23 protein-coding genes and 1 other annotated feature are annotated in these 23,309 nt (G+C 29.1%); of the genes, 5 read left to right on the top strand and 18 right to left on the bottom strand.

All coding sequences use genetic code 11. The features are described 5' to 3' along the window. Positions 1 to 11: 11 nt before the first annotated feature. From ortB to glyA, 5 genes are all read right to left on the bottom strand, one after another. Positions 12 to 1,430, bottom strand: coding sequence for a 2-amino-4-oxopentanoate thiolase subunit OrtB (gene ortB, locus AB4Y15_RS06100; RefSeq protein ID WP_427339109.1), 1,419 nt, complete (start codon positions 1,428 to 1,430; stop codon positions 12 to 14). After that, positions 1,423 to 1,737, bottom strand: a complete 315-nt coding sequence (gene ortA / locus AB4Y15_RS06095; RefSeq protein WP_427339108.1) for a 2-amino-4-oxopentanoate thiolase subunit OrtA — start codon at positions 1,735 to 1,737, stop codon at positions 1,423 to 1,425. Before ortA ends, ortB begins: the two co-directional genes overlap by 8 nt. An 8-nt stretch (positions 1,738 to 1,745) precedes the next feature. Next, on the bottom strand, positions 1,746 to 2,792 hold the full coding sequence (gene ord, locus AB4Y15_RS06090) for a 2,4-diaminopentanoate dehydrogenase (RefSeq protein ID WP_427339107.1): 1,047 nt from the start codon (positions 2,790 to 2,792) through the stop codon (positions 1,746 to 1,748). 385 nt (positions 2,793 to 3,177) lie between these two features. Next, a complete protein-coding gene (locus tag AB4Y15_RS06085) occupies positions 3,178 to 4,587 on the bottom strand; it encodes a sigma-54 interaction domain-containing protein (protein ID WP_427339106.1) in 1,410 nt (469 codons plus the stop codon). Positions 4,588 to 4,833: 246 nt separating this feature from the next. Continuing rightward, the gene (gene glyA, locus AB4Y15_RS06080; RefSeq protein ID WP_427339105.1) at positions 4,834 to 6,063 is read right to left on the bottom strand and encodes a serine hydroxymethyltransferase; all 1,230 of its coding nucleotides are present in this window, start codon (positions 6,061 to 6,063) and stop codon (positions 4,834 to 4,836) included. A 216-nt stretch (positions 6,064 to 6,279) separates the two neighbouring features. Between glyA and AB4Y15_RS06075 the strand changes: the two genes are divergently transcribed. Next, positions 6,280 to 7,056 (top strand): threonine/serine exporter family protein, encoded by a 777-nt coding sequence (locus AB4Y15_RS06075; protein WP_427339104.1) that lies wholly within the window; start codon positions 6,280 to 6,282, stop codon positions 7,054 to 7,056. A 2-nt stretch (positions 7,057 to 7,058) separates the two neighbouring features. Next, the gene (locus AB4Y15_RS06070; RefSeq protein WP_427339103.1) at positions 7,059 to 7,508 is read left to right on the top strand and encodes a threonine/serine exporter family protein; all 450 of its coding nucleotides are present in this window, start codon (positions 7,059 to 7,061) and stop codon (positions 7,506 to 7,508) included. A 219-nt stretch (positions 7,509 to 7,727) separates the two neighbouring features. On the opposite strand, the gene AB4Y15_RS06065 is transcribed toward AB4Y15_RS06070, so the two are convergent. The 4 genes from AB4Y15_RS06065 to AB4Y15_RS06050 form a co-directional block, all read right to left on the bottom strand. Continuing rightward, positions 7,728 to 7,997 (bottom strand): metal-sensitive transcriptional regulator, encoded by a 270-nt coding sequence (locus AB4Y15_RS06065; RefSeq protein WP_427339102.1) that lies wholly within the window; start codon positions 7,995 to 7,997, stop codon positions 7,728 to 7,730. Positions 7,998 to 8,017: 20 nt separating this feature from the next. Then, positions 8,018 to 8,443: a SoxR reducing system RseC family protein gene (locus tag AB4Y15_RS06060; RefSeq protein ID WP_427339101.1), complete on the bottom strand. Its 426-nt coding sequence runs from the start codon at positions 8,441 to 8,443 to the stop codon at positions 8,018 to 8,020. A 39-nt stretch (positions 8,444 to 8,482) separates the two neighbouring features. Continuing rightward, positions 8,483 to 9,238, bottom strand: a complete 756-nt coding sequence (locus AB4Y15_RS06055; RefSeq protein WP_427339100.1) for a tRNA threonylcarbamoyladenosine dehydratase — start codon at positions 9,236 to 9,238, stop codon at positions 8,483 to 8,485. Between the two features lie 188 nt (positions 9,239 to 9,426). Continuing rightward, positions 9,427 to 10,113: a Crp/Fnr family transcriptional regulator gene (locus AB4Y15_RS06050; RefSeq protein WP_427339099.1), complete on the bottom strand. Its 687-nt coding sequence runs from the start codon at positions 10,111 to 10,113 to the stop codon at positions 9,427 to 9,429. A 102-nt stretch (positions 10,114 to 10,215) separates the two neighbouring features. Here AB4Y15_RS06050 and AB4Y15_RS06045 point away from each other — a divergent pair, with 102 nt between their 5' ends. From AB4Y15_RS06045 to AB4Y15_RS06035, 3 genes are read left to right on the top strand one after another with little or no spacing between them, the layout of a single operon-like run. Then, the gene (locus tag AB4Y15_RS06045) at positions 10,216 to 10,539 is read left to right on the top strand and encodes a cupin domain-containing protein (RefSeq protein ID WP_427339098.1); all 324 of its coding nucleotides are present in this window, start codon (positions 10,216 to 10,218) and stop codon (positions 10,537 to 10,539) included. Positions 10,540 to 10,542: 3 nt separating this feature from the next. After that, on the top strand, positions 10,543 to 11,025 hold the full coding sequence (locus tag AB4Y15_RS06040) for a permease (protein ID WP_427339097.1): 483 nt from the start codon (positions 10,543 to 10,545) through the stop codon (positions 11,023 to 11,025). Beyond that, positions 11,022 to 11,552: a permease gene (locus tag AB4Y15_RS06035; RefSeq protein WP_427339096.1), complete on the top strand. Its 531-nt coding sequence runs from the start codon at positions 11,022 to 11,024 to the stop codon at positions 11,550 to 11,552. The genes AB4Y15_RS06040 and AB4Y15_RS06035 overlap by 4 nt, the downstream gene beginning before the upstream one ends. 23 nt (positions 11,553 to 11,575) lie before the next feature. On the opposite strand, the gene aspS is transcribed toward AB4Y15_RS06035, so the two are convergent. The 9 genes from aspS to recJ form a co-directional block, all read right to left on the bottom strand. Continuing rightward, positions 11,576 to 13,363, bottom strand: coding sequence for an aspartate--tRNA ligase (gene aspS, locus AB4Y15_RS06030; protein WP_427339095.1), 1,788 nt, complete (start codon positions 13,361 to 13,363; stop codon positions 11,576 to 11,578). Beyond that, positions 13,363 to 14,631, bottom strand: a complete 1,269-nt coding sequence (hisS, locus tag AB4Y15_RS06025) for a histidine--tRNA ligase (protein ID WP_427339094.1) — start codon at positions 14,629 to 14,631, stop codon at positions 13,363 to 13,365. The genes aspS and hisS overlap by 1 nt, the downstream gene beginning before the upstream one ends. 69 nt (positions 14,632 to 14,700) lie before the next feature. Next, positions 14,701 to 14,913: a binding site (T-box leader), on the bottom strand. Positions 14,914 to 14,951: 38 nt separating this feature from the next. After that, the gene (hemZ, locus tag AB4Y15_RS06020; protein ID WP_427339093.1) at positions 14,952 to 16,430 is read right to left on the bottom strand and encodes a coproporphyrinogen dehydrogenase HemZ; all 1,479 of its coding nucleotides are present in this window, start codon (positions 16,428 to 16,430) and stop codon (positions 14,952 to 14,954) included. Between the two features lie 11 nt (positions 16,431 to 16,441). Further along, positions 16,442 to 16,615, bottom strand: a complete 174-nt coding sequence (locus AB4Y15_RS06015) for a hypothetical protein (protein ID WP_427339092.1) — start codon at positions 16,613 to 16,615, stop codon at positions 16,442 to 16,444. A gap of 183 nt (positions 16,616 to 16,798) precedes the next feature. Beyond that, on the bottom strand, positions 16,799 to 17,419 hold the full coding sequence (locus tag AB4Y15_RS06010) for an MBL fold metallo-hydrolase (protein ID WP_427339091.1): 621 nt from the start codon (positions 17,417 to 17,419) through the stop codon (positions 16,799 to 16,801). 11 nt (positions 17,420 to 17,430) lie between these two features. Further along, the gene (gene dtd, locus AB4Y15_RS06005) at positions 17,431 to 17,880 is read right to left on the bottom strand and encodes a D-aminoacyl-tRNA deacylase (protein WP_427339090.1); all 450 of its coding nucleotides are present in this window, start codon (positions 17,878 to 17,880) and stop codon (positions 17,431 to 17,433) included. Positions 17,881 to 17,893: 13 nt separating this feature from the next. After that, the gene (locus tag AB4Y15_RS06000; protein WP_427339089.1) at positions 17,894 to 20,053 is read right to left on the bottom strand and encodes a RelA/SpoT family protein; all 2,160 of its coding nucleotides are present in this window, start codon (positions 20,051 to 20,053) and stop codon (positions 17,894 to 17,896) included. A gap of 155 nt (positions 20,054 to 20,208) precedes the next feature. Next, complete coding sequence (locus AB4Y15_RS05995) at positions 20,209 to 20,721, bottom strand: adenine phosphoribosyltransferase (RefSeq protein ID WP_427339088.1); 513 nt, start codon at positions 20,719 to 20,721, stop codon at positions 20,209 to 20,211. Beyond that, the gene (gene recJ, locus AB4Y15_RS05990) at positions 20,712 to 23,252 is read right to left on the bottom strand and encodes a single-stranded-DNA-specific exonuclease RecJ (RefSeq protein WP_427339087.1); all 2,541 of its coding nucleotides are present in this window, start codon (positions 23,250 to 23,252) and stop codon (positions 20,712 to 20,714) included. Before recJ ends, AB4Y15_RS05995 begins: the two co-directional genes overlap by 10 nt. Positions 23,253 to 23,309 lie beyond the last annotated feature (57 nt).

The following is a 23,309-nucleotide window of genomic DNA, read 5'->3' as shown; positions in this document are numbered from 1 at the left end:
CACCTCCAATATTAATATTTAACTCCCAATTCATCTAAAATTTGTTTTACAAACTCCTCATTTGATTTTGTATCTTTTACTAGAAAATCTATATCTTCTTCAGTTACATAATCAATTTTTGTTGTTTCAATACAATTTTTAATATACGATTTTTTAATTTTATCAAGGTCTAAATCTCTAGCCTTTATTTGTCCTGGATGACTTGGTAAAATAATATTTTTTCCAGGTATTTCCTCATCCGGATTGCCAATAATGATATCTACACCATTCTCCTTAGCAAATGTCAATTGAGGTTGAATATGTTTTCCAGCACCCGTATATTCAGTTTCTTGTGCAACTATAATTTGGTCTTCATCTAGCTCTTGAGCTAATGCAAAAGCAGCAGCTAAAGATGTGTTTCCAGCAGGTCCTCTTTCTAGTCCCTCTAATTGTGCCAATGCTTCAGTAATATAGAACACTTCTCCTTGATTTACAGTTACATATCTATCCATATATCTTAAAGGTCTTGCTGCAGACCTAGGTACATCTGATCTATCAGGCCATGTAGCAAAAGGTATTCCAAATCCTGTATGTCCAGTAGTAAAAGATTTTTTATTAAATTGTGTATCACTAGCCATATGAAGCCCTTTTAAGTTTACACTTGCTCCTACTATTTTTACATTATAAGCTCCAGCTTTTATAAGTCCTCTAGCAGTACCTGTTAAGTTACCGCCTCCTGCATTCGTTGCTACAACAACATCTGGGTCTTTACCCACTAACTCTCTAAACTGCATTGCCAATTCATAACCTAAAGTTTCTACACCTGCAATTCCAAAAGGCGTATATAATGATGCATTAAAATAACCTGTTTCCTCTAATAATTTTAAAAATGTGTAAAATAATTCTGGGCCTACTGTCAACTGCAGCACTTCAGCACCGTATGCTTCACATTTTCTTGCTTTTTCTATTATTTCGGGTTGACCAATACCTCTTGAATCATAGCACTCCTGAACAATTATACATTTAAGTCCCTTCATTGCTGCTTGACTCGCTACTGCTGCACCGTAATTACCACTTGTAGCTGCTATAACACCTTTATATCCTTTCTTTTTAGCATGATAAATACTTGTTGCAGCTCTTCTAGCTTTAAAACTACCAGAAGGATTACATGCTTCATCTTTAATAAATATTCTAGCCCCCTTACCTTTAGGTGCTAATTTTCTAGCTAATGCTGTTAAGTTTTTCAATTCATATATAGGGGTATTTCCTACTCCTACTTCACTTTGTATTCTTTGTATTTCTTGTAGACTATAACCAGTTTCTCTCATCATTCTTTCATAATCAAACGCTATACCTTTACTTTCAAAACGTTCATAATCAATGCCAACAGCTTTTTTCATTATTTCATTTCTTCTAGACATAACACCCTGATAACTCATATCTCTATTCATTATCTTCACCGCCTTTGAGGATACCACGCAATTGTCTACCGATAAACAATAACTCAGGTATACATTTTCCATAATCGTGGTTATAATACGGATTTATTTCTACCAACTTACCTTTAATTTTTCTGCCAATATAAGTTTCTATTTCTACTTCATCACCAATTTTAGCCTCTTCATTTAGTAAAAAACCTTTTACCCACATTTCTAAAGGAACTTTCTTTGTATCTTCTGGAACTTGTGGGGCTCTTTCTTCAGGTTTAAGTACTATATTATGAATTCTTACCCAATCTCCTTTTTTAGCCTTATTCATATGCATCCCTACCTTTTTATAAGTTCTCTCATATCTCCCATAATTGCTCTTGGAACTGGTAAATCTAACATAGTTTTTAATCCAGGACCAGCATTAATAACATGAGGTATCATATTAACACACATAGCTATAGTACCAATCCCTCCTGGAATTTCAGGCTTAATTTGCATACTAATATTAGGTGTACCTTTTATCCAAATATAATCGCCAGTTTCTACCCCTTCTTTTTCTGGTAATATTTGCTGTGGATGTTCCATTTCAATCTTCAATTCATCACCTATATAACCATATCCCATTTGCCTACATCCTGCTACATTTCCAGGCTGTACTTCTGCATATTTTGTTTTTCTATACACATTTGAAATTATAGGTTCTTTAGTTTGTTCAATTTTACTAACTTTCCAACCTATTGCATCAGCAATCATATTAATCGACTCAGGGAAACCAACATGACCAGCTAGTGTACCATTTTCAACACCTTTATTAAATTCATCTACTGTTGTACCAACACCTTGCTCTGTCATAACTGCTGGACCAAAAGGTGATAAGTCGTTAATTCTTGATGCCTTTATATGTTGAACTTCTTCACATGCACCTGTTAAAGCTATTACTAATAAATCCATAATAAATCCAGGATTTATTCCTGTACCTAAAACTGTGACACCGTTTTCCTTTGCAATCCTATCCATCTCTTTAGATAATTCTGGCGATTGAGCCATTGGATATGCCATTTCTTCTGCTGTTGAAATTACGTTAATCTTCTTCTCCAAACAGAATTTTATTTTATCAAAAGCATTTTTTGTAAATGAATCTGTTGCTAAAAGAACTACATCAGCACATTTCTCAGTAATTACATCTTCGATATTTTCTTTAATAATAACTTCTGGTCTATCTTCTCTCTCTACTCCTAAAACTTCATACATACTCTTATTTACTCTCGCTTCATTTCTATCACAAACTCCTACTATTTCAACCCCTTTCTTCTTAAGTAGCATTTTAGCCATTCCACTTCCCATAGCACCAAAGCCCCAAATTACAACTTTTACATTTTCCATAAAAACACCTCCGAAATTATATTTATTTTATCAACATTAGCATTATGCAATTAACTTGCCAATCATCTTATAATTTGAATGATTTTCATTTTTGCTAATTTTCAGTATGTTTTTTCTATTAAATCAGATTTTTTATAATCCATAGGAAATTATAATAAAATCCCATATTTTTAAAAATTAATGTTGATTTTATTGAAACTTTGTCTGGCATGTAAACATGCCAGAGTCGTTATAAACTACTTTAAGTTGTGGATAAATTCAAATATAATTTCCGTTTATGGATTTCAACAAAATCTTCCTTAATTTATTTAAATCGAAGATTTTGTTCTTACAAAAAAACAAAAAACGCAAATAAATTTGCATATATATGCAAATTTATTTGCGTTTATAATCTTATTTTATACTTTTTGATTTTATGCTGTAAAGTCTGTCGTTTAATATTCAATTTATTTGCTGCTTTAGTAATATTATTCCCAGTTGATTTTAATGCATGAATTATTAGTTTTTTTTCAACCTCTGATATAATTTCTGGTAATGAATTTTCTAAATTTATTATATCTTTAATATCAATAGTTTCTGTACTTTCTTCAACAATATATGAAGGAAAATGTTCTTTCTTAAGAACATGTTCGTCCTTAGATATAAAATTTATAGCTCCTTCTATTAAATTTTCTAGTTCTCTTACATTACCTGGCCATGTATAATTAAGAAAATGTTCATAAACGTGTTCTGATAACATCCAAACATCTTTATTAAGTTTCTTGTTATATTTTCTAATAAAATAGTCACATAACAACTTTAAATCTTCTTTTCGTTCTCTTAAAGAAGGAACTTTTATTGATATTACATTCAAACGATAATATAAATCCTTTCTTAAAGTACCTTTTTCTATAGCGATTAATGGGTCTTCGTTAGTAGTTGCAATTATTCTTACATCTATAGGAATATCTTTAAGACCGCCTACTCTTCTTATATAACCTTCCTGCAATACTCTCAAAAGTTTTGATTGCAATGTCAACCCCATCGAATTGATCTCATCTAACAACAAAGTTCCACCATTAGCTTGTTCAAATAATCCTGGCCTGTCAAGAGCTCCTGTAAAGCTACCTTTTACAGTACCAAATAAAATGCTTTCAAGTAGAGATTCTGGTAATGCTGCACAATTCTGAGCTATAAAAGGCTTATTTTTCCTTTTTCCACAGTAATGTATACTTTGTGAGAATAATTCTTTACCCGTTCCTGTTTCTCCGTATATTAACACTGTTGAATCTGACATAGAAGCCTTTCTAGCTATATCAATCGCCTTCTTTATTTCTTTACTATTGCCTATAATATTCTCAAAAGTGTATCTTTTAATACGAGGTTTCACATTTTCTCTGTCTTTCTTAAATAATTCCTGCTGCAAGTCGATTACCTGTTCAGATAACGCTTTAATTTTAGTGATATCTTTAGCAATTTCTAAAGCTCCAACCTTTTCATCATTAATAAATAGTGGAATAGTAGTATTCATTGTTGTAATTTTATTTCCTTTATAATTTAAATATGTCTGATTTCTATTAAATATTGGCCTTCCTGTATTCATAACTGTAAGTAAAGTACTTGAATTTTCATCAAGACTAGGAAATATATCTAGTATGTTTTTATCTAATACTGATTCTTTGTCTAATCCCTCTAATCTAGCCATTACATCATTATATAATATTGTATTACCCTGATTATCTATAACATGGATACCCTCATCTATATAGCGCAAAATATTTTGCAGTACTAATTGTAATATTTCTTCTCTTATCATATTATCAACCCTTTTATAAAACTAACTAAAAAGATACTGCATAATAATATGCAGTAATCTTATAACAGCAATTAGTCTCTAGTCAATAGTCGATAGTTTTTAGTTTATTGACTATCAACTATCAACTATCGACTAATTTTACATTTTACATTTTCAATTTTACATTTTTAATTTAGTACCTAGTACCTATATTAACAACTATCAGCTACTAGCTGCTAACTGGCAGCCAATAGCTGATAGGTTATTTTAATATAATGGAAAACTATCACATAACTTTTTAACTCTTTCTTTAATCATGTCTCTATCATTTGATTCGTCTAATGTTAAATTGATTATTTCAGCAATTTCTACCATTTGCTCCTCTTTCATTCCTCTTGTAGTAACTGCAGGTGTACCTATTCTTAAACCGCTAGTAACAAAAGGACTTTCTGGATCAAAAGGTATAGTATTCTTATTAGTAGTTACTCCTACTTCATCTAACAATGCTTCAGCTTTTTTACCAGTTAACCCTTTATTTCTTAAATCTATTAAAATTAAGTGATTATCTGTACCACCAGAAACTAATCTGAACCCTCTTTCTATTAAACTCTCAGCTAATACACTTGCATTCTTAATTATCTGTTTTTGATATTCTTTGAAATCATCTTCAAGAGCTTCTTTGAAACTTACTGCTTTTGCTGCAATTACATGCATTAATGGTCCACCTTGTAGTCCCGGGAAGATAGCCTTATCAATCTTCTTTGCATACTCTTTTTTGCAAAGTATTACTCCGCCTCTTGGTCCCCTTAAAGTCTTATGTGTAGTAGTTGTTACAAAATCAGCATAAGGAACTGGACTCGGATGTAATCCAGCTGCTACTAAACCTGCGATATGAGCCATATCTACCATTAGATAAGCCCCAACTGCATCTGCTATTTCTCTAAACTTTTTAAAATCTATTACTCTTGGATATGCACTAGCACCTGCAACAATTAGTTTTGGTCTTTCTCTTTTAGCAATTTCCATTACTTCATCGTAATCTATCATTTCTGTATCTTTATTTACTCCATAGGAAACAAAGTTAAAATATGTACCTGATATATTAACAGGACTTCCATGAGTTAAATGACCACCATGAGATAAACTCATACCTAAAACTTTATCGCCAGGTTCTAGTACTGCAAAATAAACTCCTAAATTTGCATTTGCTCCAGAATGAGGTTGTACATTGGCATGTTCAGCACCAAACAATTTTTTTAATCTTTCTCTTGCCAAATCCTCAACGATATCTACAAACTCGCATCCTCCATAATATCTTTTGCCAGGATACCCTTCTGCATACTTATTTGTTAGTTGACTGCCCATGGCCTCCATAACTTGTGGAGAAACGAAATTTTCTGAAGCTATTAGTTCTATCTTGCTACGTTGTCTGCCGATTTCCTGTTCAATAGCTTGCATCACTTCAGGATCAAATTTTTTTAGATTACTAAAATCCATATTACTTCCCCTTTCTATAATAAATTTAAATAAAGTATTGATATTTTTATTTTTTCTTATATAATACTTTTGTAAATAGTTAACTATGCTACTTAAAAAGTCTACCAATTATATTATACTAGAATATTTTCAAAATAGGAAATTTTTCTACAAATTTTTAACTTTGAATAAAATCTTCGATTTAAATAAACTGATGAGATAAAGGTAGGTGTCATCATGGAATCTTTAAACGATATCAAAAGACTACTAGTTATGGCTATTCTAGCTGGCAAAATTATGCTTAAAAACGGTGCAGAAACTTATAGAGTAGAAGATACTATAAAGAGAATCTGTAAATCACGAAATATAGATTTTGCAGAAGCTTTTGTTACTCCGACTGGTATATTTCTTTCCGTAGAATATAAAGGCGAAGTATTAACTTATATAAAGAGAATTAAAAGTATTAAATTTGATCTTAATAAGATTGCACTTGTTAATGAATTTTCAAGACAATTCGTAAACTCTAATATGTCTATCGATAAGGGCTTTGAAATGCTAAATAATATTGATAATATTAAAACATATCCTAAAAGCCTAAGGCTTATATTCGGTGGCTTTGCAGGTAGCTTTTTTACTTTATTATTCAAGGGAAGTTTTACAGATTTCGTTTCAACTTTTATTATAAGTTCTATTGTAGTTCTAGTAATGGAATTTTTAAGTAAGAAAAACTTTACTTTTTTTCTTTCTAATATTATAAGTAGTTCTATAGTAACAATATTATCTATAATATCAGTTAATTTAGGTTTTGGTACAAATATGGATAAAATTATTATAGGCTCTATAATGCTTCTAGTTCCAGGCGTTGCAATAACTAATGCAATCAGAGACTCAATTAGCGGAGACTTTCTTTCTGGTATTTCTAGAGGATTAGAAGCTATAATTGTTGCAACAGCGATAGCCTTTGGTGTTGGTGCTACTTTAAAATTATCTTTTCTATTATTTGGAGGGATGTAAAATTGATATATATAAAAGAATTTATTTATGCTTTCTTATCCACATTAGGTTTTTCAATTATTTTTAATATACCAAGAGATTCTATTATAAAATCAGGAATAACAGGTGCATTAGGTTGGATAATTTATCTCTTTGTAAACATTAACTACTCATCAAAAGTTGCAGGTGCATTCTTAGGAGCTATAACTGTTGGTATGGTAGGAGAAATAATGGCTAGATTGTTTAAGAAACCTGCAACTGTATATATAATACCCGGAATAGTCCCACTTGTACCAGGAGCTGGTATGTATTATACAATGCTATCAATTATTGAAAAAAAATTTATTGAAGCTGCTAATTTGGGTACTGAAACACTATTTATAGCAGCAGCTATATCAAGCGGTGTTATTATTTCTACTACTTTAAATAAAACTATATTTAGTCTGAAAAGAAAAACAAAATCTTCGATTTAAATAAATTAAGGTAGATTTTGACTATATCCATTACGGAAATTATATTTAAAATTATCCACAAATTAATACAGTTTATAACGACTCTGGCATGTAAACATGCCAGACAAAGTTTCAATAAAATCAACATTAATTTTTTTAATATGGGATTTTATTATAATTCCCTATGGATTATAAAAAAACTGCTAATTCTTTAGCAGTTTTTTGTAACTAAAATATAATTTACTTTGTATATTTAAGCATAGTATCAATTAGCTCTTCTATTACTTCATCACCTTTATTTTTATTTAAGTAATCTTTAATACAATCCTTCATATAGTTTTCTAAAATTAGTCCTCCAACTTTATTGAGTGCAGACCTAGCTGCTGCTATTTGAATTAAAATATCACCGCAACATTTATCTTCATTAACCATACGTTGAATACCTTTTATCTGACCCTCTATTCTTCTTAATCTAACTATAATATCATTAGTATTCTTTATAACTTCCATTTTTACCTCCTCATTTATGCTTATTTTAAAATTTTTACCATCTCAAATTTATAATCCTTATTCTTTTTAATTTTTTTATCATACAATCTTAAAATTATAAATGAAAAACCTAAAAATAGTAATCCTGTTATAAAACCTAAATTCTCATAATTACTATATCCCATATTTTTAAATAAATATATACTTAAACTTATTCCCAGTACCATTAAAACAAGCGGTAATACATACACCAAAAATGCTGATTTTAATACTATATTCGTATTCATTCTAATTTCTACATAATCTCCTGGCTTTGCTCCTAATGTATTCTTAATGGTTGCCTTTATTCCGGGTACACTACATCCCCCTTTACAACTAGTACATTTATCGCCACAAGAAGAAACTCTTCTTACTATAACTTCAGCTTTATCCCCATCAACCCTGCTTACAAAACCTATTTGATCCATTTATTAAACCTCCCAAATATTTTCATTTTAATTTCATTACTACTCTTCATATCCTATCAAATCCTTCACAACTTCAGAAGCAATAATCAAACCTGCAACAGATGGAACAAAAGAAATACTTCCCGGTATCTGTCTTCTTTCAGCACAAGTTCTATCTTTATTTGGACAAATACAATCAGTTTTACAATTACCGCCAACTAGTTTAGGTTTTATCGGTTTCTCTTTCGAATATACTACCTTTAAACTTTTTATACCTCTTCTTCTCAATTCCCTTCTCATTACCTTAGCCAACGGACAAACAGACGTATTGTATATATCATCAACCTCTAGCATGGTAGGATTCAGCTTATTACCTGCTCCCATACTACTTATTATAGGTATTCCTCTTTTTTTACATCTCTCTATTAAATCTAATTTAGAGGAAACCATATCTATAGCATCAACGACATAAGAATATGAATCTGAAAGTAACATTTCGGCACTTTCAGTATTATATAATTTCTTATAAGTTATAACTTCTGCATCAGGATTTATCTCTAGCACTCTATCTCTCATTACCTCAACCTTAGGCTTACCTATAGTTTTTCTTGTAGCATGAATCTGTCTATTTATATTAGTCAAACACACATCATCATCATCTACCAATACGAATTTACCTACACCAGCTCTAACTAGACCTTCGACTACAAAAGTACCAACTCCACCAATACCAAAAACTGCAACAGTACTTTTTTTAAGTTTTTCTAATCCTTCTGTGCCTATTAACATCTCTGTTCTTGAAAATGCATGCAACATATCTTATAACACCTCTTTAAAATAATTCTAAATTTTAAATTATTAATGTTAAATTTAATAATCACTAAATTCCAAAACAAAATTGCATTAATTAAACTTATCTTAATTAAATAATAGCATAGCTTATCATCTTCATCAATAAAAGAACTTTTAATGTTTTTACTTCAAATAATTAAAGTCCTAAACTATTAATAGTTAAAATAATTATTAATCATATCCAAGTTTTTAATATATATTATTTTTCTATCATAATCTATCAGCCCTTCTTTTTTCATTTTAGACAACTCTCTAGAAAGTGATGGCCTTTGAACTCCTAGCTTTTCAGCCCATTCTTTTTTACTCATATTCAATTTAATTTCAAGCGTATTCTGCATATAATACTGATTAGCTAAAAATTCTATTATTTGCTGTCTTATAGTCTTCATAGTTACAGATTTTAGTTTTGTTCCAATTATTAAAATTTTATTAGATATCGACCTTAATAATTCACTTGAAAAATTCATATCCATCAGACAAAATCTTAATACTAATTCTTTATCCATATGTAATAACGTTGTCTCTATTTTTGATTCAACCGTCATTGGGTATTTATTACAGTCAGCAAACAGTAGATTTCCACCTATAGTATCTCCAGTTTTAAACTCTGATACAGTTAATACTTTTCCATTTTCATCTATTGTTTTTACAGTTACAACTCCTTTGAGAATCATATCAAAACTTTTACACTCTTGATTCTGTAAATATATTATTGTTCTTTTTGGATAATCTTTAATTTTATAATTATTTTCATTAAATAAAGTAATAATATCTTTATCTGAAAAGTTTTTAAAGAATTTTGTCTTCTTTAATACTGGAATATACTCTAATAATTTCATATATTCCCCCTCTTAGAATTAAATTCGTAACATAAGTTACAGAATTATATTTATACTGAAATTATAATATAAAAATAAAAACAATAAAAGGAGGATTTTGTTATGATAGAAAAAGTTTTTAATTATAATGATTCTAATGAAAGGCTAATCGAAAAAATAATTGATGATGATAATGTTGTGCTAAATCACATGATACTTCCTAAAAATACAGGATTACCAGAACATTATTCAAATTCTAATGTTTACATGATAATTGTGAGAGGTACAATGACTATTAGTCTAAATGACAATTCACCCCAAGAATATAGTAAAGGCACTATATTAAATATTCCTTTTAAAACTAAAATGAATGTAAACAATTTTAATGATGAAACTCTTGAGTTTTTTGTAGTAAAGGCACCAAATCCAAAAGATATGGAGAGATAAAAAATGGATCTTTTTACTATACTTTTATGGGGCATTACTATTGTACTCTTTATAGTTTTTTTAGGTAAAGATAAGAAAAAAACTATCAGTTCAATAAAAATGGCTAAAAATTTAATGAAAAATATGATAGGAGAAATCATAGCAGTTCTATTTCTAATTGGATTAATTTTGACATTTATTCCCCCACATATTATAAAAGATTTTATGGGAACTTCAAAAGCGATATCATCTACTATAATTTCTGCTTTAGTAGGTAGTATAACATTAATTCCAGCTTTTGTTGCTTTTCCTCTAGTTGGTTCTTTAGTTGACAGAGGGGCAAGTATAATTCCTATAGCATCTTTCTTAACTACTTTAACAATGGTTGGAATTGTTACTTTCCCTTTAGAAAAGAAAAATTTTGGTACAAAATTTGCGATAATAAGAAATGCTTTAAGCTTTATATTTGCTCTATTTATCTCTTTTCTAATGGGGGTACTTATATGAATATTTTAGCAAAAATCAAAAAAAATAAACTGTTAACTCTTGTTATCTTGATCTATTTGGTACTATTCTTGATAAATACAGATAAAGCTATATTATCAGTAAAAAATAGTATGTATTATGTAAAAGAGATGTTAGAAATAATGCCTGCAATTTTTGTTATAACGGCTTTAATTGAAAAAAATGTACCTAAAAAGCTCATATTAAATAGTTTAGGAGAAAATTCAGGAATTAAAGGTATTGTACTATCATTTATTCTTGGTAGTTTTTCAGCAGGACCTATATATGCAGCATTTCCTGTATGCAGAACTTTAATTAAAAAAGGTGCTAGTATTTCAAACATAGTAATAATACTAAGCTCATGGGCTGTTATTAAAGTTCCCATGTTATTAAACGAAGCAAAATTTTTAGGGATTAAATTCATGTTTTTAAGATGGATTCTAACTATAATTTCAATTTTATGCATGTCTTATTTAGTTTCATTATTTGTTAAATATGATAATATTCCAAATACAGAAAAATTAAGCTAAAAAAGCTGGGTTATATTCCCAGCTTATTTTTCATTATTAAGTTCAACACTTATATGCAGTTCATTTAATTGTTCTTTTGAAGCTTCAGATGGTGCATTAGTCAATAGACAAGTCGCATTTTGTGTTTTAGGGAATGCAATTACATCTCTTATGTTATCACTATCTGTAAGCAACATTATTAATCTATCAAATCCATATGCAATACCTCCATGAGGAGGAGTACCATATTTAAATGCTTCAAGTAAAAATCCAAATTTACTCCATGCTTCTTCTAAAGTAAAACCTAATGCTTTAAACATTCTTTCTTGCAGTTTAGAATTATTGATTCTTATACTTCCACCACCAATTTCATCCCCATTAATAACAATATCATAAGCCTTTGCTCTTACTTTTTCAGGCGCAGTTTCTAAAAGTTCTATATCTTCATCTACCGGATGTGTAAATGGATGGTGCTTAGCTACATATCTACCTTCTTCCTCATCATATTCAAAAAGAGGGAAATCAGTTATCCATACTAATTTAAACTCATTTTTATCTATTATATCTAATCTTCTAGCAACTTCTACTCTCAAATGTCCTAATGCATCAAATACTACTGAAGGTTTATCTGCAACAAACATAAGCAAGTCACCAGGCTTTGCTTCCATTCTTTCTAAAATAGCTTTAATCTCATTTTCACTTAAAAACTTACTTATTGGAGATGATATACCATCTTCAGTTACTTTTATCCACGCAAGGCCTTTTGCACCATATGTTTTTACAAAATCTTCTAGCTTAGAGATTTCTTTTCTACTAAATTTTTCGGCACATCCATTAAAATTAATTCCTCTAACGTTGCCGCCATTACTGATAGTTCCTGAGAACACTTTAAAATTTGAATTTTCAACAATGTCAGATATATTTTTTAATTCGAATCCAAATCTTAAATCTGGCTTATCAGAACCATATCTCTCCATTGCTTCGTTATAGCTCATTCTTTGTATAGGCAGTTCTATCTCAATTCCTTTTATTTCTTTAAAAATCCTGTATAGTAACTTTTCATTAATGCTAATCACATCATCTACATCTACAAACGACATTTCTATATCTATTTGTGTAAATTCAGGCTGTCTGTTGGCTCTTAAGTCTTCATCTCTAAAACATTTTACTATCTGATAATATCTATCCATTCCTGATACCATTAATAATTGCTTAAATAACTGTGGTGACTGAGGTAAAGCATAAAATTTGCCTGGATTAACCCTACTAGGTACAAGGTAATCTCTTGCACCTTCTGGTGTTGTTTTTGTAAGCATAGGTGTTTCAATTTCAATAAAATTGTTTTCATCTAAAAAATCTCTTACAATTTTTGCTGTCTTATGCCTAATTTTTAACTTTTGTTGCATTGATGGTTTTCTTAAATCAAGATATCTATACTTTAATCTCATAGCTTCTGAAACATCATCATTATCTTTTATATAAATAGGTGGAGTTTCTGCTTCATCTAATATTTTTAGTTCCTCTGCAAATACCTCTATCTCGCCTGTTGGTAAATTCTCATTTATAGATTGTCTTTTATAAACCTTTCCTTTTACTGCAATTACATATTCACTTCTAATCTGATCTGCTTTTGTAAAAGCCTTTTCTGATACATCTTTATCAAAAACTATTTGAACAATTCCTGTTGTATCTCTTAAATCTACAAAAATTAAACCACCTAAATTCCTTCTTTTTTGAACCCAACCCATTAGTACAACTTCTTTACCAATATCTTCAACTCTTAAATTACCACACATAGTAGTGCGCCTTAATTTGCCCATTGCCTCTCCCATTATCTATTACCTCCTTGCTCTTTAATAAATTTAGATATATCTTCAATCTTGATATCAGTTTGCTGACCAGTATCCATATTTTTAATTTTTACTAATCCTTTATTCAGTTCATCTTCTCCTAACACTAATGTGAATTTAGCATCTAGTTTATTTGCATATTTAAATTGTGCTTTTATACTTCTTCCTAAATGATCCTTTTCTGCTGATATTCCTTTTTCTCTTAAATTATAAAGTATCTTAAAAGCTTCTTTTTCTGCATTTTCGCCTATTGCAACAAGAAAAACATCTAATCTCTCAGGTTTAGGAATTTCAATACCTTTATTTTCAAGAGTTAACAATAACCTTTCAATTCCCATACCAAATCCGACACCTGGTGTTGGTGGACCTCCGATTTCTTCAACTAGTCCATCATATCTTCCACCACCACAAACAGTCGATTTTGCTCCTATTTCAGTTGAAATAAATTCAAAAGCTGTTTTCGTATAGTAATCTAATCCTCTTACAATTTTTGGATTTACAATAAATTTAATATTAAGAATAGATAAATAATCTTTAACTTGCTTGAAATGACTTTTGCACTCATCACATAAATAATCAATCATCAATGGTACATCTTTTAATTCAGATTGACATTTTTCATTTTTGCAGTCAATAATTCGCATTGGGTTTTTTTCATATCTCACTTGACATGTTTGACATAAGTTTTCCAATTTATTTGATAAATAATTTTTAAGTATCTCATTATATTCTTTTCTACACTTTGGACAGCCTACACTATTTATATTAAGTTCTATATCTTCAACTCCTAATTTTTTGTAAATTGTCCATACTAAACTTATGACTTCTGCATCTACAGATGCACTGTTTGCCCCAAAAACTTCAACTCCAAATTGGTGATGTTCTCTTAATCTTCCTTTTTGTGGTCTTTCATATCTTAAAACTGGAGTTATGTAAAAAACCTTAATAGGTTGTGGTTCTGCAAATAACTTGTTTTCTATATACGCTCTTACAACAGAAGCTGTTCCTTCAGGTTTTAATGTTATACTTCTACCGCCTCTATCTTCAAAAGTATACATTTCTTTTTGAACCACATCAGTTGTTTCTCCAACACCTCTTTCAAATAGCTCTGTATGTTCAAAAATTGGTGTTCTAATTTCTTTATATCCAAACTCCTTACATGTCTTTCTAAATAAATTCTCTAAATACTGCCATTTGTATGAGTCTGCAGGTAATACATCTTTTGTACCTCTTGGTGCTTTAATAGACATCTTTTTCCCTCCTTAGAATATGTTATAATAAATTAGAAAAAAAACCTCTCATCGCTGTCTAAACTATATGACAGGGACGAGAGGTTAAATCCCGCGGTGCCACCCTTATTGGGTAAATAATACCCCACTTTACTACCATTAACGCTGGTCTGCGAATAGCCCTACTCACTTTCAGACTATCTACTCCAGAGTGTCTTCGTTAGATGTAAGCACCGGATTTCCACCATCACCGGCTCTCTTTAGCTCAGTGATCTAACTACTCCTCTCCTTCATAGTATTTATAATATTTTAGATTATTATAATTAAAATATTATTTTATGTCAATAACTTAATAAACTTTTTTTCCTTTCAACCATTTCGTCAACACGCTTTAAATATTCATAAAGATTTTTTACGTTTGGAACACGTTCAATCCTATTTTCATCCGGGAAGAAAATTTTAGATACTCCACCTGCCCCAACAGCTAAAATTGTCTGCTTTTCTTCCATAATTAAAATATTATATAAGCATTCTTTCCCTGGTAGTGTATATCCCACATTCTCCATATTACCTAAAATCTGCTTTTGTCTATATAAATAGTATGGATACATACCCATTTCATATGCAAATTTTTTAGTAATATCAATCATTTTTTCAATTTCTTTTTGTTTCGATAACTTAAAATCATCTAAACTCTCATTCAGTTTTGAGGCTCTTTTAATTGCCATAGTATGAACAGTTAAATTATCTGGTTTTAATTTTACTATAAATTCCATTGTCTTTACTATATCTTCAACACTTTCATTAGGCAACCCAACAATTAAATCCATATTTATATTACTAAAACCTATTTCTCTTGCTAAACTGAAAGCTTTTAAAATATCTTTAGAACTATGCTTTCTACCAATTAATTTCAATGTATTTTCATTCATAGTCTGTGGATTTATACTTATTCTATCAATTCCTAATTTTTTTAGCTTTGTAAGTACATCTCTTGATATCGTATCTGGACGTCCTGCTTCAACAGTAAATTCTGCTATATTATCTATTCCAAATACATTTTGGATTCTATCAATTATTTTTTCTAAATATGAAATAGAGATTGATGTAGGTGTACCTCCACCAATATAAACGGTATTTATCTTCATATTTTTTGTTAATTCTCCAACCTTATCTATTTCATATATTAACTTATCAACATACTCATTTACATAATCTTTTGTCTTATCTAAAGGATTAGAAGGAAAAGAACAATATACACACCTTGTTGGGCAAAATGGAATACTAACATACAAACTAAAATTTGTCTTTGAAACAGGATATATATACTTTCTCTGCAGTCTAGCAATGTCCAAAATCAATTTAGCTTTTTCTTTAAACATTTTATAATTATTTAATAGTATTTCTAAAATAAATTCGTCATTATAACCTTTATCAATTAGTTCATGCACCACTTTTGTAGGTCTTACTCCTGTTAATATCCCCCAAGGTGCTTTAATTTCAACAACTTTTGTAACTGCTTCATAAATCGACATTTTAACTATAGTTTTCATTTTCTTCTTTTCACTAAAATCTTTTACTCCGATTTTTTCTGCTTCATTAATAACTGATGAGCTTAAAAGTTTATCACTTTTTTTAATATTAGTCTCAGCAACATAATAATCATTATTTTTATATAATATACTTTCTATCAAAAGGCTTTGGTCATTAACCAAAGCCTTCTCATCTATAAATTTTATTTCATCATTGACAAAAAATACTCTCAATAATTCAAATACTTCATAAGTAAAATCATGTCCTTTTAAAATTACATTAACCATTCTGATTCCCCTTAATAATCCTTTTCTATTTCTGTTAATAATCTATTTAAAGATTTATTTGATAAATAAAATTCATTAGCTATGTCATTTTTACTTATATTTAATAAACTAATTTCAATTATATCATTTAAACTAATATCATCATATAAATTTTTCTTTCCGTAAATATATTCTGATATTTTCAATAAAACACCCCCAAAAAGATAGTTTAATATTAGTTTTCCACCTATCTTTGAGAGTATACTTTTTAAGTATTTTTTATAATCCATAGGAAATTATATTCCTTATTAAATCGTGGAATCTTAAATATAATTTCCATAATGGATATAGGCAAAATCTTCCTAAATTTATTTAAATCGAAGATTTTGTTATACTATAAATGGATTCGTTACCTTTTCAATACCTATAGTTGTTGCAGGACCATGTCCTGGAAAAATTTTAACATCATCATCATAAATTAGTAGTTTTTCTTTTATTGATTTTATAATACTATCATGTGAACCACCTGGTAAATCTGTTCTGCCTATTGAACCAGCAAACAACGTATCTCCTGTTAATATATTGTTCTCTAATTTTATGCAAATACTACCCTTTGTATGACCAGGAGTATGAATAATATAAGCATTGTACTTACCAATTTCAATCACATCTCCATCTTTAAGCACGTCATCTGGATTTACTTCAATGTTTTTTATACTCATTTTACTTGATAGATTAATATCACTATCTTTTAACATATATTCATCATCTGCATGTATTAATATTTTTGCATTTGTTTTTTCTTTTAATTCAATTATTCCTCCTATATGATCGCCATGCCCATGAGTCAATATTATATATTTAACTTTTAATCCCAACTCTTCTATCTTTTCTAATATAGTATCAACGTCTCCACCCGGATCAACAACTACAGCTTCGCCCGTTTTCTCACATCCAATAATATAGCAATTTGCAGAATATACTCCAACAGGCAGTCTTTCAAGAATCATTATTCTCCCTCCTAGAATGTCTTTTTACTATCTAATAGAATAGTAACAGGGCCGTCATTGATTAATTCTACATGCATATGTTCCCCGAACTTACCAGTTTCAACTTTAATACCTGTCTTTCTAATTTTATTAACAAATTCTAAATACATGCTTTCTGCCTTTTTTGGCTCAGCTGCATTCATAAAATTTGGCCTTCTACCTTTCCTTACGTCCCCATATAGAGTAAACTGTGATACCACTAATAATTCTCCCTTAATATCAACTAATGATTTATTCATTTTACCATTTTCGTCTTCAAATATTCTTAAATTCGCAATTTTATCACATAAATAATCTAAATCTTTTTCGTTGTCATCTTGTCCTACTCCTAAAAGTACAAGTAAACCTCTATTTATACTACCAACTACAGTCCCTTCTACACTAACACTAGCCTTTGCAACTTTCTGAACAACAGCTCGCATTTTCTCACCCTTTCTAAGTTATAACTCTATATACATCAATAACTCCATTAATACCTCTTATCTTTCTCATTAACTCATTTAATTGCTCAACACTTTTAATTTCTAGAACTAGATTTATAAGAGCTATCTTTTCTCTATTTGTTCTAGCATTCAATGAAGTAACTGTTAGATTCTTCTCTGTTAATAATTGTGTAATCTCAGATAACAAGCCTGGTCTGTCAGTAGCTTTAATTTGTATCTCTGCCAAATAAGAAACTTTTTTAGCATCGTCCCATTCTACTTCTATAAATCTATCTTGTATACTTAAATCTGCTATATTAGGACAATCCTTCCTATGAATTGAAACTCCTCTTCCTCTAGTAATATAACCTATTATTTCATCTCCTGGTACCGGATTGCAACACTTTGAAAATCTAACCATAATATTATCTATGCCTTTAATCTTTACTCCTTGAGTTGGTCTATATTCTTTCTTATTTTTAGTTTGTTTTACTATATTTTCATCTTTATTATCATTTTTATAATATTCTTTATGAAGCTCTTTTAATCTATGAATTACTTGTGATACTGTAATACTACCATATCCTACTGCAGCATATAAGTCATCAATACTACTTAAACTTAATTTAGAAGCCACTTCATTTAACCAATCCTCTTTCAAAATTTCAGTCAATTTGAAACCTTGCCTTTTTACTTCTTTTTCGATTTGCTCTTTACCTCTATTAATATTTTGTGCTCTTTCTTCTTTTTTGAACCATTGCCTAATCTTACTCTTTGCATGGCTACTTTTTACAAATTTTAACCAATCTCTGCTTGGCCCATTACTATTCGCAGAAGTAAGTATTTCTACAATATTACCATTTTTTAATTTGTAATCAAGAGGTACTATCCTGCCATCTACTTTAGCTCCTATACAATTATTCCCAACAGCAGTATGAACTCTATATGCAAAATCAATTGGAGTTGAACCAGCTGGCAAATTAATTACATCACCTTTTGGTGTAAATACAAAAACTTCATTTGTAAATAAATCTATCTTTAATGATTCCATAAATTCTTTAGGATCTTTTAGTTCTTTCTGCCATTCTAATAACTGTCTTAACCAACTTAATTTTTTATCAAAATCATCACTCTTACTTATACCTTCTTTATATTTCCAATGTGCTGCTATACCATATTCTGCTGTTCTATGCATTTCCCATGTTCTAATCTGTATCTCTAAAGGTTCTCCTTGTGGTCCAATAACTGTGGTGTGCAAAGATTGATACATGTTAGGTTTAGGCATAGCAATATAGTCCTTAAATCTTCCAGGTATCGGCTTCCACATTGTATGCACTATACCTAATACCCCATAACAATCTTTAACACTATCTACTATAACTCTGATAGCTGTTAAATCATATATTTGTTCAAAAGTCTTATTCTGATAAACCATTTTCCTATAAATACTATAAAAATGCTTTGGTCTACCATTAATTTCACTCTTTATACCCACTTCTTCTAATTTTTTAGATAATATTTCTATAACCGTATTAATATACTTTTCTCTTTCTTTTCTCTTCTTTGATACTTTTTCCACTAAGTCATAATAGCCCTCGGGATCAAGATACCTTAATGCTAAATCTTCTAACTCCCATTTAATTTTTGAAATACCTAACCTGTGAGCAATAGGTGCATATATTTCAAGAGTTTCTAAAGCTTTTTCTTTCTTTTTTGCCTCAGGCATATAATTTAATGTTCTCATATTGTGAAGTCTATCTGCTAACTTAATTATAATAACCCTAATATCTTTAGACATTGCAATAATCATTTTTCTTAAATTTTCTGCTTGTCTTTCCTGTTTTGAACTGAATTTCAATTTTCTTAGCTTTGTAACTCCATCAACCAAGTTTCTAATTTCTAAACCAAACTCTCTTTCAATATCATCAAATGTTACTTCTGTATCTTCAACTACATCATGTAATAAACCTGCAGCTATAGTAGTTGTATCCATATTAAGTTCTGCTAATATTAAAGCAACATTATAAGGATGTATAAAATATTTTTCTCCTGATGCTCTATACTGCCCTTCATGTGAAGCTTCTGCAAAGTAATAAGCTTTTTTTACTATATCTATATCACCATGAGGGTTATACTGCTTTATTTTATCTATAAGACTGTTTAACAAATTCATCCACCCTCTTACTTGAAATTTTAGCTTTCATAACTTTAATGATTTCAATAAATTATATAAATATAGTATAACATAATAATATTACTAACTAAACTACTTATGTTAAAAAACCCCACAGATGTGGGATTTTTTAACATAATACACTTTGAGTCTTTTTAGAATTTAACTAATGAATTAACTTCATAATCTTTAAGTAATTCTCTACCATTTAAAAATTCTAATTCTATAAAGAAACTAATTGCAACTACCTCTCCACCAAGTTCTTCAATTAATTTAACTGTAGAATATACTGTTCCTCCTGTTGCTAATAAATCATCAACTACAACAACTTTTTGTCCAGGTTTAATCGCATCTTTATGCATTTCTAATTTATCTGTACCATATTCCAATTCATATTCTACACTTATTGTCTCCGCTGGTAATTTGCCAGGTTTACGTACTGGTACGAATCCAGCACCTAGTTCATAAGCTAGAGGAGCACCTATCAAAAAACCTCTTGCTTCAGGTCCAACAATTATGTCTATTTCCTTATCTCTTAATTTCTCAGCCATTTGATTTATTAAGTAGCGAAAAGCTTCTTTATCTTTCAAAACAGTCGTTATGTCTTTGAAATTTATTCCTTCCTTTGGGAAATCTTTAATGTTTCTAATTTTACTTTTTAAGTCCATAGCATTTCCTCCTTCTTTAATTCAAATAAATTTAGAAATGTATTCTTCATTTTACTTTGATTATTTAATAGCAAATTAGCACTCTTATATATAGGTATTTCTAATATTTCGATACTATCTTTCGGCTTCTGTTTTAATTTTATATAATAATCGTTTTGAATAACTTTATACTCAATCAAATCACTATCTTTTAGTATTTCAAGTATAAAAATAAATTTACTTTTATTGATTTTAATTTTAAAATTTTTATTTAAGTAATTAAAATAACTTTCAATATCAATTTTAAATATATTTTTTTTATTTAAAAGAAATGTTTTGTAAACAACTCTTAGTTCTATTAATTTTGGAACAAAGCTATCTAAAAAAACTTGATTCATTTTAAAATCTTTTTCATCAAATAACAAATATATTTCTTTATATATCAACTTTTTTATTATATCAAAAAAATTGTTTTCATCAAAACAAATATCAAAAAAAATTATTTTATTAAATATACTTAAATCGTATTCTTTATATAATGGACTTATTAATAATGTATTTGTCCTAATTTTAAATTCATCTCCAATATTAATAGATATTCTCTTATTAAACTCTCTTCCTTGAAAATATAACTCATTAATTATTCTCTTTGCATTTAACAAATTGTTTATTATAACTAGAATATTATCGTTATTATATAAAAATTCAATTAAATATCCTATCCTATCATCGACTTTTTTAATAATTATTCTGTCGCTTAAATCATAAATAGTATTATTTCTTTTCTTTCTTAAATTATAAATAAAGTTTAAACAGTACTTTTCTTCAATGTCAATGCTAATCTTATTTTTAATAAATATATCTTTAATATTTAATTGAAGTTTTGTTTCATTCATATACACGTTTACATCAGGAATAAATACAATATCTATCCTATCACCTTCATTAATATATTGTGCTTTGTAACCTAAATTAAACCCTATGCAATCTATAACATATTCATCATCTTCAATACTAAATTTTAAATGTTTTCCTTCAGAACCAACTGCTTTAATATTAATAACTTTCACATCTTTACTAACAAACAATGGAGAAGGGTTGCCAACTCCGTATGGTTTTAACAACTTTAATTCATCTATAATTTTATAGTCTATATCTTTCATTTTTAATATATCATCAACTTTTATCTCATCAATCATATCTTCTTCCATAAGCAATTTTTCAGCAATTTCATTTATTTCTTTTCTAAAACTATCAATTTTTTCTCTGTCAATTGATAAACCAGCAGCTTGTTTATGGCCCCCAAATTTATTAAAAAACTTACTTACTTTACTTAATCCTTCATATATATCGAAAGTCGGTATACTTCTGGCTGATCCTCTACCTTGATTACCTTCAATCGCTATTAAAATACACGGTTTAAAGTATTTTTCACATATTCGTGATGCTACAATTCCAATTACACCATGATGCCAATTTTCTCTTGCAATTACAAGCACTTTTTCTTTTTCATATCTACTATCGTTTCTAATAATTTCTTCTGCCTCTTTTAATATTTTCATCTCAATTTCCTGACGTTCTTTATTTACTCTATCTAACTCTTTAGCTAACAATAAAGCTTCTTCCATTGATTTAGATGTCAAAAGCTCAACACCTGTTTTAGCAGAACCTAATCTTCCAGCTGCATTAATTCTTGGACCTATTACAAAACCTACATGTCCAACTGTTATCTCTTTATCTTTCAATCCAGCTACTTCTAATAATGCCTGAATTCCTATATTTTCAGTTTGATTAATTAACGTTAAACCTTCTTTTACTAAAATCCTATTTTCACTTGTTAGTGAAACAACATCGGCTACTGTCCCTATTGCAACAATAGGCAATATTTCTTTAAAAGGAATTTCAATATTTAGCTTAGTAGATATGGCTTGAATCAATTTAAATGCAACACCTACTCCAGCAAGTTTCTTAAAAGGATAATCACTATCTTTTCTATTAGGATTTATTACTGCTAAAGCATTAGGTATCTCACTTTCACACAAGTGATGATCTGTAATTATAATCTCAATACCCTTTTCATTGCAGTATTCAACTTCATCAATTGCTGTAATACCACAATCGACAGTAATAATAAGTTGTCCACCTTTATGTACTATATAGTCAATAGCCTCTTTATTAATGCCATATCCTTCTGTCATTCTGTCAGGTATATAATATTTAACATTACAACCTATCTTTTCTAAATACAACTTTAAGATTGTTGTACTAGTAATTCCATCCACATCATAATCTCCATAAATCCATATTTGCTCATTTTTTTGAATTGCTTTAATTATTCTTTCAACTGCTATATCCATATCTTTAAGCAAGAAAGGATTATATAGATTTTTCAGGCTTACATTAATAAAGTTTTCACATTCTTCTACAGTTTTAATACCTCTATTTATAAGAACTTTCGCAGTTATACTAGATATATTAAAAGCATTACTAATTTCATTTATATTACTGTAATCTTCATTATATAATTTTACAAATTTGTCATATCTCATCATATATTTCACCTACTACATCAAATTCTATATGCACTAAAGTCTATATAATATGTATTC

It is taken from the genome of Caloranaerobacter longqiensis (genome assembly GCF_050286925.1).
Taxonomy (GTDB): Bacteria; Bacillota; Clostridia; order Tissierellales; family Thermohalobacteraceae; genus Caloranaerobacter.
The sequence above is the reverse complement of the archived record's forward strand: the minus strand, read 5'-3'. Positions and strand labels throughout refer to the sequence as shown.